The organism is Chachezhania antarctica, assembly GCF_003646465.1.
GTDB lineage: Bacteria > Pseudomonadota > Alphaproteobacteria > Rhodobacterales > Rhodobacteraceae > Chachezhania > Chachezhania antarctica.
The window spans coordinates 128,968-142,496 of record NZ_QZEX01000005.1 but is presented as its reverse complement, the minus strand read 5'-3'; the positions used below and the strand labels follow the sequence as shown (position 1 = coordinate 142,496).

At 65.6% G+C, this 13,529-nt stretch carries 12 protein-coding genes; 10 read left to right on the top strand and 2 right to left on the bottom strand.

The window, feature by feature from the left end:
• Nucleotides 1-163: 163 nt before the first annotated feature.
• The gene (locus D4754_RS11560) at nt 164-1,996 is read left to right on the top strand and encodes an FkbM family methyltransferase (RefSeq protein ID WP_121063672.1); all 1,833 of its coding nucleotides are present in this window, start codon (nt 164-166) and stop codon (nt 1,994-1,996) included.
• Here D4754_RS11560 and xth read toward each other — a convergent pair.
• Nucleotides 1,985-2,767, bottom strand: a complete 783-nt coding sequence (gene xth, locus D4754_RS11555) for an exodeoxyribonuclease III (RefSeq protein ID WP_121063670.1) — start codon at nt 2,765-2,767, stop codon at nt 1,985-1,987. The genes D4754_RS11560 and xth overlap by 12 nt on opposite strands.
• Nucleotides 2,768-3,161: 394 nt before the next feature.
• Between xth and D4754_RS11550 the strand changes: the two genes are divergently transcribed.
• The 3 genes from D4754_RS11550 to D4754_RS11540 all read left to right on the top strand — a co-directional run bounded on the left by D4754_RS11550 (nt 3,162) and on the right by D4754_RS11540 (nt 5,987).
• The gene (locus D4754_RS11550) at nt 3,162-3,887 is read left to right on the top strand and encodes a DUF6749 family protein (protein ID WP_121063668.1); all 726 of its coding nucleotides are present in this window, start codon (nt 3,162-3,164) and stop codon (nt 3,885-3,887) included.
• Nucleotides 3,888-3,960: 73 nt separating this feature from the next.
• Nucleotides 3,961-5,046 (top strand): DUF6902 family protein, encoded by a 1,086-nt coding sequence (locus tag D4754_RS11545; protein ID WP_121063666.1) that lies wholly within the window; start codon nt 3,961-3,963, stop codon nt 5,044-5,046.
• Nucleotides 5,043-5,987, top strand: coding sequence for a DMT family transporter (locus tag D4754_RS11540; RefSeq protein ID WP_240453853.1), 945 nt, complete (start codon nt 5,043-5,045; stop codon nt 5,985-5,987). The genes D4754_RS11545 and D4754_RS11540 overlap by 4 nt, the downstream gene beginning before the upstream one ends.
• Before the next feature lie 45 nt (nt 5,988-6,032).
• Here the strand turns inward: D4754_RS11540 and D4754_RS11535 are convergent, their stop codons facing one another.
• Nucleotides 6,033-6,356, bottom strand: a complete 324-nt coding sequence (locus tag D4754_RS11535; RefSeq protein WP_121063664.1) for a HesB/IscA family protein — start codon at nt 6,354-6,356, stop codon at nt 6,033-6,035.
• 132 nt (nt 6,357-6,488) lie between these two features.
• Between D4754_RS11535 and D4754_RS11530 the strand changes: the two genes are divergently transcribed.
• From D4754_RS11530 to scpB, 6 genes are all read left to right on the top strand, one after another.
• The gene (locus D4754_RS11530; protein ID WP_121063662.1) at nt 6,489-7,643 is read left to right on the top strand and encodes a deoxyguanosinetriphosphate triphosphohydrolase; all 1,155 of its coding nucleotides are present in this window, start codon (nt 6,489-6,491) and stop codon (nt 7,641-7,643) included.
• A gap of 275 nt (nt 7,644-7,918) precedes the next feature.
• Nucleotides 7,919-9,667 carry an arginine--tRNA ligase gene (argS, locus tag D4754_RS11525; protein WP_121063660.1) on the top strand — a complete coding sequence of 583 codons (1,749 nt, stop codon included), beginning with the start codon at nt 7,919-7,921 and terminating at the stop codon, nt 9,665-9,667.
• A 279-nt stretch (nt 9,668-9,946) separates the two neighbouring features.
• Entirely contained in the window at nt 9,947-11,041 is a 1,095-nt protein-coding gene (locus D4754_RS11520) for an SPOR domain-containing protein (RefSeq protein ID WP_240453852.1), read from the top strand.
• Nucleotides 11,042-11,056: 15 nt separating this feature from the next.
• Nucleotides 11,057-12,058 (top strand): beta-N-acetylhexosaminidase, encoded by a 1,002-nt coding sequence (gene nagZ, locus D4754_RS11515; protein WP_121063658.1) that lies wholly within the window; start codon nt 11,057-11,059, stop codon nt 12,056-12,058.
• Nucleotides 12,055-12,855 (top strand): segregation and condensation protein A, encoded by an 801-nt coding sequence (locus D4754_RS11510; protein WP_121063656.1) that lies wholly within the window; start codon nt 12,055-12,057, stop codon nt 12,853-12,855. Before nagZ ends, D4754_RS11510 begins: the two co-directional genes overlap by 4 nt.
• A gap of 47 nt (nt 12,856-12,902) precedes the next feature.
• On the top strand, nt 12,903-13,514 hold the full coding sequence (scpB, locus tag D4754_RS11505; RefSeq protein WP_121064072.1) for an SMC-Scp complex subunit ScpB: 612 nt from the start codon (nt 12,903-12,905) through the stop codon (nt 13,512-13,514).
• Nucleotides 13,515-13,529: the final 15 nt, after the last annotated feature.

The window sequence follows — 13,529 nt, the reverse complement described above, 5'->3', positions numbered from 1 at the left end:
CGTTCCTGCGGGGGCGATCTGTCATGAAATCCTTACACAGCGTGCCAGCGCCGGGGAACCCGATCGGCCCACGACGCAGGCTTTGCGCTTGCCACTGCGGCAGGGTAGACTGACTGGAAACCCGGCAATCGCTCAGCGCCGGGTAACGAGGCGGACCATTTCCATGCATTCTGCGCCGGGCGGCATCGCCCCACTTCCCGAATATTCCGAAGTGATCGAAACCAATGGCATCAAGGTGCCCTTTGTGCCCGAGATCATTACGCCGCCGATCGAAGGCCCGCTACGCAAGCACCGCTATGAAGGCGGCGAACTGCGCAACTTGCGGGCCGTGCTGAAACCCGGGGACAGGGTTCTGGAACTGGGGGCTGGCGTGGGCCTTCTGGCGGCCTCGGCCGCGGCGGTCGAAGGGGTGGAACAGGTCACGGCGATCGAGGCCAACCCCGCGCTGATCCCCATGATCCACGAAACCCTGCGCCTGAACGAAGCCAGGAACGTCGATGTCCGCAACGGCGTCGTGACAACGGACGAGGCGGGCAGCCATCCGTTCTACATCCGCGGCGACTTCTGGGCTTCTTCGATGGAACCCGACAGCCGGCCCTACGAAACCGAGCTGCAGATCCAGTCGATATCCTTCGCCCGGCTGCTGGAGGAAACACGCCCGACAGTGCTGTCCTGTGACGTTGAAGGGGGGGAACTGGGCCTTTTCGACGATGCCGACCTGTCGAGCTTGCGCCATATCGTGATCGAGCTGCACCCGAAGGTGTACGGGCAGGGCGGTGTCCGGTCGATCGTGGATGTTCTGGCCTCGAAAGGGTTCCGCTTTGTCCCGGGGAGCCGCCCCGAAAGCACCGTCAAGGCGTTCGAGCGGATTGAGACAGACACGCCACGCCCGGGCGGTACGATCATGCCGGTGCGTTCCTTCAGGCGCTGGCCGGTGCCGGATCCAAAGATCGCGATTGTCACCTGCATGAAGAACGAAGGCCCCTTCATCCTGGAATGGGTCGCCTGGCACCGGGCCGCGGGCGTCACCGATATCGTGGTGATGACCAATGATTGCAGCGACGGGACCGACAGGCTGCTGGACCGGCTCGACGATCTGGGCCTGGTGCGGCATCTGCCGAACCCTTCGGCGATCATGCAACAGCCGAACCACTTCCAGCCCAATGCGCACCGCTACATGCACTTCCTGAAGGAGTTCCACGAAGCCGATTTCGTGATCTCGATGGACGTGGACGAATTCATCAACGTGCGCGTGGGCGATGGAACGCTGGCCGCGCTGTTCGAGGCGGTGGGCGATTTCGACGTGCTGGCGATGAGCGAGCTGAACCACGGCTCGAATTTCCAGGAGAGCTATCAACGCGGGTTCCTTCGGGACCTGTTTCCGGCGCATCAGACCGAAGCGCCGAAAGTGCGCAAGGCGCATCGCGGGGTGAAGTGCATCACCCGCATGTCCAGCCGGGTCAGGGCGGTGCGCAACCATCGCCCGGATCTGCAGTCTGCCCTGGGCGAGGTGATCTGGCTGGATGGGTCCGGTCAGCGCATCAAAGACTTCATGGAAGATCACAAGATCAACGGGGTCGGTGCCAGTGGCCGGTACGATCTGGTCTCGCTGGACCATTTCGCCCTGCGGTCGCTGGATTCCTATGTCGTGAAGATGGATCGCGGCGATGTGGTGGCCAAGAAACGAGAAATGGCGCGGCGCTACTGGCGTCTGCGGGATCACAACGATTTCCGCACATCGACCTTCGAACGGCTCGATCCGGCGGCGCGGGCTGTCTACGACGACCTGATGACCGATCCTGAGCTGTGCGCCCGGCACGACGCCTGCTGCGACGCCCACGAGGCCCGGATCGAAGCGATCCGGCACCTGCCGGGGTTTGCCGAACGTCGCGAATGGGTCAAGACCGAGTTCTGGGGGGCGAGAGCGCCGCAAACGGATGCCGACGGTGATGCCGGGGACGACCCGGTACCGGCGACGGACGCGTCAGAGATCTAGCTCCACCCAGACAGGCACGTGGTCGGACGGCTTCTCGTAGCCGCGGATCTGCTTGTCGATGCCGCAATCGACCATCCGGTCGGCGCATTGCGGGGTCATCATCACGTGGTCGATGCGGATGCCGTCGTTCCGGTTCCATGCACCGGCCTGGTAATCCCAGAAGGAATAGAGCCCCGGCGCCTGACTGCGGGCGCGGATGGCGTCGGTGTAGCCAAGGTACTGGATCCGCTGGAACGCCGCGCGGCTTTCGGGGCGGAACAGCGCATCGTCGCGCCAGGCATCGGGGCGGGCGGCGTCTTCGGCCTGGGGTATGATGTTGAAATCGCCGGCCAGCAGCGCGCAGGTCTCGTCTGCCAGCAGCGCGCGGGCGCGGGCTTCCAGACGGTCCATCCACGCGAGCTTGTAGTCGAATTTCGGCCCCGGCGCCGGGTTGCCGTTGGGCAGGTACAGCCCGCAGATCCTGAGCGCGGTGTCGCCCACCACCACCGTCGCCTCGATCCAGCGGGCCTGAACGTCCTCCGGATCGCCCGGCAGGCCACGGTCGACGTCTTCCAGCGGGTATTTCGACAGGATCGCCACCCCGTTGAAGCCCTTTTGACCATGGGTCGCCACCTGGTAGCCGCGGTCCTCGAACAATTCCGTCGGGAAGTTTTCATCGACCGACTTGATCTCCTGCAGCAGCACGATGTCGGGCTGCGCCTCGTCGAGCCACGCGGGCAGGGCGGCGATCCGCGCCTTGATGCCGTTGATGTTGAATGTCGCCAGTTTCATCGTGCTGCTCCCGTGCTTCGGGGGGATCATTTCGCAATCGGCGGGGGGCGGCAAGGGCCGGCGGATCGGCTTTGGCCGGCGGCGAACCCGGGCGAATCCGACTCGAAGGTCGCGAAATTGGCGCTGAATCGCGGCAACGGGAATGCCGATTCGCGGTAGAACCGTTAAAGTTGATGCGGATCTGGGCCGAAAAAGCGTCCATTGACGCGCTGTGGATAAAAAAATTTCCCGTATTCCGGTCAAAACTGTTTCTCAAGAGCGTCAATATTCTGTCGGATTTTCCTTATGTGGATAAGTTGTATCCGACAGCCCTTGGTAGAACAAATCTCTTGCGGTTCGTGTCTGAATTGAGATCGTGAAGGCACTCTTGGACCTGTGAAAGGGATGACCTCCGATGACTGCTCTGAAACAAATCATTGACTTTGCTATCGAAAATCCGTCGTCACCGGCTGCGGACATGCTGTCGGGCGATGCCGCCGGGCTGTTCACGACCTCTGGTGCGCCGTCGATGTCCGACGCGATCTCGGGCGATGCCACCGGGCTTTTCACCACCTCCGGCAGCCCTGTGCGTGCAGCGAGCCTGCTCGACGGAGCGGCCACTGGTCTCTTCACAACTTCGGGTGGTCCGGTGCGTGCGTCTGACGCCGCCAGCGGTGAGGCGGTTGACCTGTTCACCACGTCGGGAAGCCCTGTGCATGCCTCGGACGCGACGAACGGCGACGCGGTCGGCCTCTACATGACTGCCTGTGCCCCCACCGGATCGTCGGCGACCAGCGGTGAGGCGGTTGACCTGTTCACCACGTCGGGCAGCCCGGCGCACGCATCGGACGCCACCAACGGCGATGCGGTCGGCCTCTACATGACCGCCTGTGCCCCCACGGGTTCGTCGGCAACCGGCGGTGAAGCGGTGGATCTGTTCACGACTTCGGGCAGCCCCGTTCATGCCTCGGACGCGTCGACCAGCGATGCGGTTGGCCTCTTCATGACCGCCTGCAGCCCGACCGGTTCGTCGGCCGCCAAAGGCGAAGCGGTGGAGATGTTCACCACCTCGGGCGCGCCGCTGCGGGCATCGATGGCAGCGGATGGCGACGCCGTCGCTCTCTTCACCACCAGCGGCTGAACCGGTCGCTGATTTCACGACCGCGATCGGGGCGTTCGACGAGCGCCAATAAAACACCGGAGGATACTGACCGATGTCGAATGTCGTTCAACTGAATGTCCCGTCCCGCAGCTACCGGCACGAGGATCGCCTTGGCGACCTCGTCGCCGCCTTCGCCGACGCCCGCCGCGCGCGGGAGGACGTCTACTGGCTGAAGGAAAATGCCGAGCTTCTGAACGTGATCGAAACCGGCGGCATGGCCGCCGGGCTCGACCAGCGCGCGATGCGCATGGTGCTGGCACCGATGGAAGAAATCTATGAAGGCCTGGGCAAGCGCCTGTCGTTCTTCCCGCAATACTACCGGTTCCTGCTGGCCATCGGGCTGGATCTGGAAGACCTGGGCCTGCCCGGCAACCGCATGGAATCGCTGGTTGCGTGGGCCGCCAAGACAGGGGCGGCGTCGGCCGAACTGTCGGACCTGCAGCGGATGGAAGCCCGCCGCCTGATGGGCCGTCGCGGCATCGACCCGCTGCCCGACGATCCCGGCCTTGAAGACCGCCTGCGCGGCTTCGCGGCACGCTCCGACGGGTTCACGCTGCCCAACAAGAAGGCGGCGTATGAGCTGACGCATATCGTCTTCTACCTTTCCGAATACGGGCGGAAGGATCCGGGGTTGGACGATGCCGTCGTCACCAGCCTGGAATATGTGGGGCTTCTGGCCTTCCTTGAACAGAACATCGATCTTCTGGCCGAAGTCTGTGTGGCGCTGCGCTTTGCGGGCGCCGAGCCTTCGCCGATCTGGGAAGGGCTTCTGGCCCGCGAAACCTCGGGTTTCGCAGTAGCCCACGGGCGCGAGGCGGAGGCGCAGGACGACTACCACGAATACCTTGTCTGCAACTGGCATCGCGTCCTGACGGGCGGCGCGCCGTTCCAGCAACCCACGGGGCCGGAGCCGATGTCCTTCCACCGCGCCGCCCCCGAAGCCGGGCCATTGCGCGAGATGTCGCGCTGCCTGCTGGAACTGGACGAGGGCCGCAGTGACGACTGGCACCGGATGCGCCCGGTGGTGGAACGCACGCTGTCGGAAACCGGCCACGACATCCTGTCGGAGGCCGAGGAAAGCAGCGACAAGTTCGGTGCCTTCTTCGCCGGCTTCTCCCGCACCGGAGCGCCGCTATGAGCCTGTCGGAAGCCCATGTAACCAAACCCGAAATCGGGCTTTCCCCGGCCGCGCGGATGGCGCTGCTGGGGGCGGTGCTGGTCATCATCTACACGGCGCTGATCTCGTCCGCCGACGGGATCACCAAGCTGGTCGCGGGCGGCTATGCGGCGCCGCAGATGTTCGTGATCTCGGGCCTTCTGGTGGCGGGCCTGTCGGTCCTGGCCGACCGGCATCCGAGGCAGAAACTGGGGCTGAGGACGACCCAACCCGTGCCGATGGCGCTGCGCTGTGCTGCGACGGTGGTTGCGTCCTTCTGCTTCTTCAACTCGTTCCGGCTGCTGCCTTTCGCCGATGTGTTCGTGTTCGTCGGCATCATGCCGATCCTCGCCGGGCTGATGTCGGGCCCGATCCTGGGTGAACCCGTCCGCCGCGCGGCCTGGGTGGCCCTTGCAGCCGGAGCTGTGGGCGTCATGTGTCTGTTCCCCGGCGGGTTGCACAGCCTGACCGCGGGCCACTTCTATGCCGGTGCTGCCGCGGTGGCGGGCACGTTTTCCATGGTGATGGCGCGGCTGATCGGGCGGTACGAAAGCAATGCGCTCGCGCAGGTCTTCTACCCGAACCTGACGCTGGCGCTGGTGATGGCGGTGGCCTTGCCCTTCGTCTGGAAGCCCATCGGTCTGGCCGACCTTGGACTGATCGCGGCCTATGCCGGGCTGCTGTTCGTGGCGCGCTGGCTGCTGGTGATCGCCCTGCGGATGCTCGCGGCCTTTGCGGTCACGCCGCTTCTGAACCTGCAATTCGTGTGGATGGTACTGATCGGCTGGTTCGGCTTTGGAGAGATCCCGGCCGCAGGCACCTATCTGGGCGTGGCCATCGTGATCGGATCGGGGCTCTACCTGCTTTGGGACCAGGCGACGCCGTCAGGCCAGGCCGCGGTTCGGCTGAAACCGGCGGAATAGAAGAACGCGGCCTTGCCCCGAAACCGGGGCAGGGCCCGAACGCGGTCACATCGAAAAGGACGTGCCGCAGCCGCAGGACGACGTTGCGTTCGGGTTCTCGATCACGAAGCGCGCGCCGATCAGTTCCTCGGAAAAGTCGATGACGGCATCGCTAAGGAACGGCAGCGAGATCGAATCGACCACCACCTTTTCCCCCGACCCCTCGAGCACCAGGTCATCGTCCTTGGGCTGATCGAGCTCGATCTCGTACTGGAAGCCCGAGCACCCGCCGCCTTCGACGGCCACGCGCAGGGCCTGTCCTTGCGCGCTTGCACCGATTTCGGCCAGGCGGGCGAAGGCGCGTTCGGTCACTTTCGGCGGCAATTGCATATCGCTCTCCATTTCGGCCCGGGCGGTTTCCAACCGGGCGTGTGTCAAATATAGAAAGTCCAAGTTCAGGCGACAAGGGATCGCCCCGGGCCGGATCGGGACAATCCGCGTCACGAGGGCAGGAGGCAGGCCATGCGAGCGCCCTATGCCTCGGATCCGGAGGCCAGCCGGGGAAGGCTGGTTCCGGAAGAGGAAAGCACCTTCCGCTCCTGCTTCCAGCGGGACCGGGACAGGATCATCCATGCCTCCGCCTTCCGGCGGTTGAAGCACAAGACGCAGGTCTTTGTCGAACATGAAGGCGACAATTACCGGACGCGCCTGACCCATTCGATCGAGGTCGCGCAGGTGGCCCGCACTATCGCGGGCGCGCTGAAGCTGAACGTGGAACTGACGGAAGCCGTGGCACTGGCCCACGATCTGGGCCACACGCCCTTCGGCCACACGGGCGAAGACGCGCTGCATGCGCTGATGGCGCCCTTCGGCGGTTTCGATCACAACGCGCAGGCCATCCGCATCGTCACACGGCTGGAACGCCATTACGCCGACTTCGACGGTCTGAACCTGACCTGGGAAACGCTGGAAGCCATCGCCAAGCACAACGGCCCCGTCGTGGCCCCCTTGCCCTGGGCGCTGGCGGAGGCCAACGGGGAATACGACCTGGAACTGGGGACCCATGCCGGGCCAGAGGCACAGGTCGCGGCGCTGTCGGACGACATCGCCTACAACAACCACGATCTGCATGACGGCCTGCGCGCCGGGCTCTTCACCGATGCCGACATCGCCCACTTGCCCATCGTCCGCGATTCCTATGCCGAGGTCGACGCGCGCTACCCCGGTCTCCACTGGAACCGCCGCCGGCACGAGGCGATGCGCCGTGTCTTCGGCGCCATGGTCAGCGACGTGATCGCCACGTCCGAACACCTGCTGGCCAAGGCCGCGCCCGCCCGCGTGGAGGACATTCGCGCGCTGGACCACCCGGTGATCCGATTCTCGGACCGGCTCTGGCGCGATCTGCAGGAGATCCGCGCGTTCCTGTTCGAACACATGTACCGCGCGCCCCCGGTGATGGAAAAGCGGGCCGAGGTGACGGACGTCGTCCGCGACCTGTTCCCGTTCTTCCTGGTCCATCCGGGCGAACTGCCCGAACGTTGGCACAACGATGTCGCGGCAGCGGGGGACGAGACGGCGCTGGCGCGCATCGTGTCGGATTACATCGCCGGCATGACGGACCGGTTCGCGCTGCTGGAACACGACCGCCTGATCCTGTCCCGTCGCTGCGCGGGGTAGGCGGGGCGGTGCGTGGGGACCACGCACCCTACGGGAATACCCTTGGGCCGGTCGAACGTGTCTTGCGGCGGATGCCTCCGGCGGGAGTATTTGGGGAAAGAAGAAAGAGGACGCGCCCTGACTTCTTCGGTCCGGAAATACCTCGGGGGGAGTCCGCGCCGCAGGGGCGGGCGGGGGGGCAGCGCCCCCCGTACCACGGTGCCGCAAGAAAACGCTGTGCATTGACGTCTCGCGGGCAGATGCTAAACCCGCGCCGGTTACAAAGGGCCCCTGACATGAACCTGTTTACCGACATTCGCGAGCTTGTGATCGCCACTCTGGCCGCCATGCAGGAGGCCGGCGATCTGCCGCGCGAGGGCGTGGGGTTCGCAAATGTCACCGTCGAGGCGCCGCGCGATCCGGCCCATGGCGACATGGCCACCAATGCCGCGATGGTGCTGGCCAAGCCCGCGAAGATGAAGCCGCGCGATATTGCCGAGACGCTGGTGGCAAAACTGGTCGAGGACGATCGTATCGCCGCCGCCGAAGTGGCGGGCCCGGGGTTCGTCAACCTGCGGCTGGCGCCGGGGGTGTTCCAGACGTTGGTGGGCCAGATCCTTGAGGCCGGGACCGTCTATGGGCGGTCCGAGCTGGGCAAGGGCAAGACGGCTAACGTGGAATTCGTGTCGGCCAACCCGACCGGCCCGCTGCATGTGGGCCATTGCCGCGGCGCCGTGTTCGGGGATGCGCTGGCGGGCTTGCTGGATTTCGTGGGCTACGATGTCACCCGTGAGTACTGGGTCAACGATGGCGGCGCGCAGGTCGATGTGCTGGCGCGGTCCGCCTATGAGCGCTACCGCGAGGCCAATGGCCAGGAACCCCGGATCGAGGCCGGGCTGTATCCGGGCGATTACCTGATCCCCGTGGGGCAGGCGCTGAAGGACCGGTTCGGCGACAGCCTGATGGACAAGCCGGAAGCCGAGTGGCTGGTCCCGATCCGGGATATCGTCTCCGACCTGATGATGGACGGGATCCGGGCCGACCTGGCGCTGCTGGGCGTGAAGATGGACGTCTTCACCTCGGAAAAGAGCTATTACGACAGCGGCAAGATCGAGAAGACGCTGGAAGAGCTGAAGGGCAAGGAGCTGCTTTACACCGGCACGCTGCCGCCGCCGAAGGGCAAGGCCCCGGACGAGGATTGGGAACCGCGCGAGCAGCTTCTGTTCCGGTCCACCGATTACGGCGACGATGTCGACCGCCCGGTGCAGAAATCCGATGGCGGGTGGACCTATTTCGCGCCGGACCTGGCCTATCACTATGACAAGGTCAAACGCGGTTATGACCTGATCATCGACGTCTTCGGCGCCGATCATGGCGGTTACGTCAAGCGGATGAAGGCCATCGTCGCGGCCCTGGGCGGCGACGCGGTCGAATTCGACATCAAGCTCACCCAGCTGGTGAAGCTGTTCAAGAACGGCGAGCCGTTCAAGATGTCGAAGCGGGCGGGCACGTTCATCACGCTGCATGACGTGATCGAACAGGTGGGCGCCGACGTGACGCGCTTTGTCATGCTGACCCGCCGGAACGATGCGCACCTGGATTTCGACTTCGACAAGGTGACGGAGCAGAGCCGCGAGAACCCGGTGTTCTACGTGCAATATGCCTCGGCCCGGGTCGCGAGCGTTCTGCGGAAGGCGGGGGAGGCCGGGGTCGACACGCAGGACAGCGTTCTGGCCGGCGCCGATCTGTCGAAGCTGGACCACGAGGCCGAGCTTGCCTTGATCGGAAAACTGGCCGAATGGCCACGGTTGGTCGAGATCGCCGCACGCACCCACGAGCCGCACCGCATTGCCTTCTACCTGTATGAATTGGCAGGGGATTTCCACGGTCTGTGGAACCTCGGCAACGATGTCCATAGCCTTCGATTCGTGCAGGAGGGCGATATGGCCACAAGTCAAGCGAAATTGGCGCTCGCTCGTGCCGTTTCCGTTGTGATTTCCTCGGGTCTTGCTATTCTTGGAGTCGAACCGGCGCAGGAAATGTGACGTCGGAAGACGACCTCCGGTCATCCGGGCAGTAACAACCGAAACGAAAAACGATCCGATGCAACGCCCCCGGGCGGCGCGTTGGGCGATGAGGCGGACATGGCGGTACATCACAGCGCGGCCCCGGAGGGACCGCGACTTTCAGATAGATTCCTGCGGCCCGATTCGGGCAAGGTTCATCATCCCGATTTCAGACCACAATCATCGCCGGGCGCGCGGTCCTACAGGACCCGTCCGGCTGATTCGAGCTTTGATGCGCACGAACAGCGCTATGCCGAGTTGCCCGAACCGGTTTACGCGCCGCGGCCGGTTCCACCTGCGCCGCCGCCATATTCGGAGCCCGATCAGGGGTATCGCCAGCCGCAATACCGCCAGCCGCATTACCAGTCCAGCTATGCCGAGCCCCAATACGCCGAGCCCGACTACGACGAGACCGGGTACGACGAGGCCGAAACCTATGGCGAAGAGCCCGAGGTTGCGCCGCTGCGCCTGCCCAGCCTTGGCGGGCTGGCCAATATCGCGGGCGGCATGCTGTCGCTGGGCTTGATCGGTGCCGTCGCCATCTGGGGCTACAACGTGATGACGCGCGACGTGTCTGGCATCCCCGTCGTGCGCGCGCTGGAAGGGACGATGCGCGAGGCGCCCGAAGAGCCGGGCGGCCAACCGATGGACCATCAGGGGCTGGCGGTGAATTCGGTCGCTGCCGAAGGGATCGCCGCCCCGACCGCCGACCGGCTGGTTCTGGCGCCGCCGCCGACCTCGCTGACAGACGAAGACCTGCCGACCGCCGAACTGACCGCCGCCGTGGACGCCGCGACAGCACCGCCGCCGCCGGTTGTCGAGCCGGAGCCGGTCGAGATAACCCAGGCACAGGCCATCGACATGGTGGTGGCCGAGCTGACCGGCGTCACGCCGCCCGAACCCGAGAACGCGGTTGCGGATGCCGCGGACGTCTCCGATTTCAAGGTCGTGCCGGCGGCTGTGCCGGGCATCGCCAACAGCGTGCGCCCGCGCGTGCGTCCCGCGACGCTGGTGACAGGTGAGGCCACCTCAGGGCCCACGGCCATCGACGCGGCGCTGGCATCGGCCGGGCCCGTGGACGTGGCGGCCTCGGCCATCACGCCGGGCACGCGGCTTGTGCAGCTGGGCGCCTTTGAAAGCCCCGAGGTTGCGCGCGCCGAATGGGACCGGCTGAATGCCCGCTACGGCGACTACCTGGAAGGCAAGGGCCGGGTGATCCAGAAGGCGGAATCCGGTGGGCGCACGTTCTATCGCCTGCGCGCCATGGGCTTTGACGATCTGAGCGCCGCGCGGCGTTTCTGTTCGGCCATGGTCGCGGAAGGCGCGGCCTGTATTCCCGTGACCGCGCGTTAGGGCTATAAGCCCTGCATGACACATGGTGCGACGATCCTTGATGCCGACGGGCTTCGGCTGACCCCCGACGAAAAGGCCATCTTCCGGGAGGCCGACCCCTGGGGCTTTATCCTGTTTGCCCGCAATATCGACAGCGCGGACCAGATCCGCGCGTTGTGTGGCGACATGCGCGAGGCCGTGGGCCGCGATGCCGTCATCACCATCGACCAGGAGGGCGGCCGCGTGCAGCGGCTGCGCCCGCCGCTGGGGCGCGAATGGGCGCCGCCGCTGGACCAGGCCGTGTTTGCGGGCGACCGGGCGGAACGGATCTTCTACCTGCGCGGCCGTATGATCGCCCATGAACTGCGCGAGCTGGGGATCGACAGCAACTGCGTGCCGCTGATCGACGTGGCGCAATCCGACACCCACCCGTTCCTGTACAACCGCTGCTACGGCGAAACGCCCGAGGCCGTGATCACCCTTGGCCGCGCGATGGCGCAGGCGCATCTGGACGGGGGCGTTCTGCCGGTGGTCAAGCACATGCCGGGCCATGGCCGGGCGCGTGCCGACAGCCACAAGGAACTGCCCCGCGTCCGCACCGCGCTGGAGGAGTTGAGCGATATCGATTTCGCGCCCTTCCGCGCGCTGAACGACATGCCGCTGGGGATGACGGCCCATGTCGTGTTCGATGCGCTCGACGACAGCCCCGCCACGCTTTCGCCCGCGGTGATGGAGGTGATCCGCCACGACATCGGCTTTGACGGGCTGATCATGACGGACGATCTGGGCATGGACGCGCTGCAGGGGTCGCTGGCCGAGATCACCGAAGGCTCGCTTAGGGCGGGCTGCGATATCGCGCTTTACTGCAATGCGCCGCTTGAGGACCGCATGACCGTCGCGCAGGCCGCGGGCCGGATGACGGCCAAGGCACAGGCGCGCGCCGACCGGGCCATCGCGGCCCGCCACGATCCCATCCCCTTCGACATCGCCGAAGCCGAGGCGGAGCTGGCCGCCCTGGACAACGAGATGGCACCGTGACGGCGGGTGACGATTTCGAAGAGGACGTGCAGCCCATCTCGGTCGCCGAGAGGGTCGCGGCCGAAGCGTTGATCGTCGATGTGGACGGGTTTGAAGGCCCGCTGGATGTGCTGCTGACGCTGTCGCGGACGCAGAAGGTGGACCTGCGCAAGATCTCGATCCTCGCGCTGGCGAAGCAGTACCTGGCCTTCGTGGAACATGCCAAGGCGCTCAGGATCGAACTGGCGGCCGATTACCTTGTGATGGCGGCGTGGCTGGCCTACCTGAAATCCCGCCTGCTGCTGCCGCCCGACCCGCAGGAAGACGGACCATCGGGCGAGGAACTGGCCGCTCACCTGGCGTTCCAGCTGGAACGTTTGCAGGCGATGCGCGATGCGGCGGCACAGCTGATGGCCCGCAACCGGCTGGGGCGGGATGTATTTGCCCGGGGCGAGGTGCAGGAGGTTGCCCGGACCCGCACCGTGCGCTATTCCGCCACACTTCTGGACCTGATGCAGGCCTATGCCCGCATCCGGACCCGAGACGACTTCCGGCCCTTCGTGATGGACCGGGAGAAGGTTTACACGATGGAACAGGCGCTGGACCGGATGCGCGGCCTGATCCGCTTCCGGGGAAACTGGACGGATCTGCATGGCTTCCTGCCCGAGGCGTGGCGGACCGATCCCGTCATGCGGCGGTCGGCCACCGCGGCGACCTTTGCCGCGGCACTGCAGATGGTGAAGGAAGGCCAGATGGAAATCCGGCAGTCCGACAGCTTTGCCCCCATCGAACTGCGCCGAAAGAGCGACGAGACGTGAAAGACGAGGACGACCGCGAGACCGACAGCCTCTTCGAGGCGCCGCCCATGGGCGAACAGGAGCGCATGGTCGAAGCCATGCTCTTTGCCTCGGCCGAGCCGATCACGCTGCGCGAGATGGCGGGCCGCATGCCCCATGGCTGCGATCCGGCCGAAGCGGTGGCGCATGTCCGCAAGCGGTACGAGGGCCGGGGCGTGCGCGTTCAGCGCGTGGGGGAGGCCTGGGCGATCCGCACGGCGCCCGACCTGTCGTTCCTGATGCAGAAGGAAACGGTGGAGATGCGGAAACTGTCCCGCGCCGCCACCGAAACGCTGGCCATCATCGCCTATCACCAGCCCGTCACCCGCGCCGAGATCGAGGAGATTCGCGGCGTGTCCGTGTCGCGCGGGACCATCGACCAGCTGCTTGAGCTCGACTGGATCCGCTTCGGGCGCCGCAAGATGGCCCCGGGCCGGCCGGTCACCTTCGTGGTGACGCCGGAATTCCTCGATCAGTTCGGGCTGGAAACCGCCCGCGATCTGCCGGGGCTGAAGGAGCTTCGCGCCGCAGGGCTTCTGGACAACCGGCTGCCGCCCGGTGCAGGTGATGGTGGAGAGTCGGGCCCCGATGATGAAGATGGCGTCACCGGGCGGGGCCAAAGCGAACTTTTCGAAGAATGACGCAGGTTTTCGCCG

What these genes read in the sequence shown, in the direction of transcription:
- D4754_RS11550 (WP_121063668.1), top strand. Translation starts at nt 3,162, where the DNA reads ATGACTGCTCTGAAACAAATCATTGACTTTGCTATCGAAAATCCGTCG.
- nagZ (WP_121063658.1), top strand. Translation starts at nt 11,057, where the DNA reads ATGACACATGGTGCGACGATCCTTGATGCCGACGGGCTTCGGCTGACC.
- xth (WP_121063670.1), bottom strand. Translation starts at nt 2,767, where the DNA reads ATGAAACTGGCGACATTCAACATCAACGGCATCAAGGCGCGGATCGCC.
- D4754_RS11535 (WP_121063664.1), bottom strand. Translation starts at nt 6,356, where the DNA reads ATGCAATTGCCGCCGAAAGTGACCGAACGCGCCTTCGCCCGCCTGGCC.
- scpB (WP_121064072.1), top strand. Translation starts at nt 12,903, where the DNA reads ATGGGCGAACAGGAGCGCATGGTCGAAGCCATGCTCTTTGCCTCGGCC.
- D4754_RS11560 (WP_121063672.1), top strand. Translation starts at nt 164, where the DNA reads ATGCATTCTGCGCCGGGCGGCATCGCCCCACTTCCCGAATATTCCGAA.
- D4754_RS11540 (WP_240453853.1), top strand. Translation starts at nt 5,043, where the DNA reads ATGAGCCTGTCGGAAGCCCATGTAACCAAACCCGAAATCGGGCTTTCC.
- D4754_RS11545 (WP_121063666.1), top strand. Translation starts at nt 3,961, where the DNA reads ATGTCGAATGTCGTTCAACTGAATGTCCCGTCCCGCAGCTACCGGCAC.
- D4754_RS11530 (WP_121063662.1), top strand. Translation starts at nt 6,489, where the DNA reads ATGCGAGCGCCCTATGCCTCGGATCCGGAGGCCAGCCGGGGAAGGCTG.
- argS (WP_121063660.1), top strand. Translation starts at nt 7,919, where the DNA reads ATGAACCTGTTTACCGACATTCGCGAGCTTGTGATCGCCACTCTGGCC.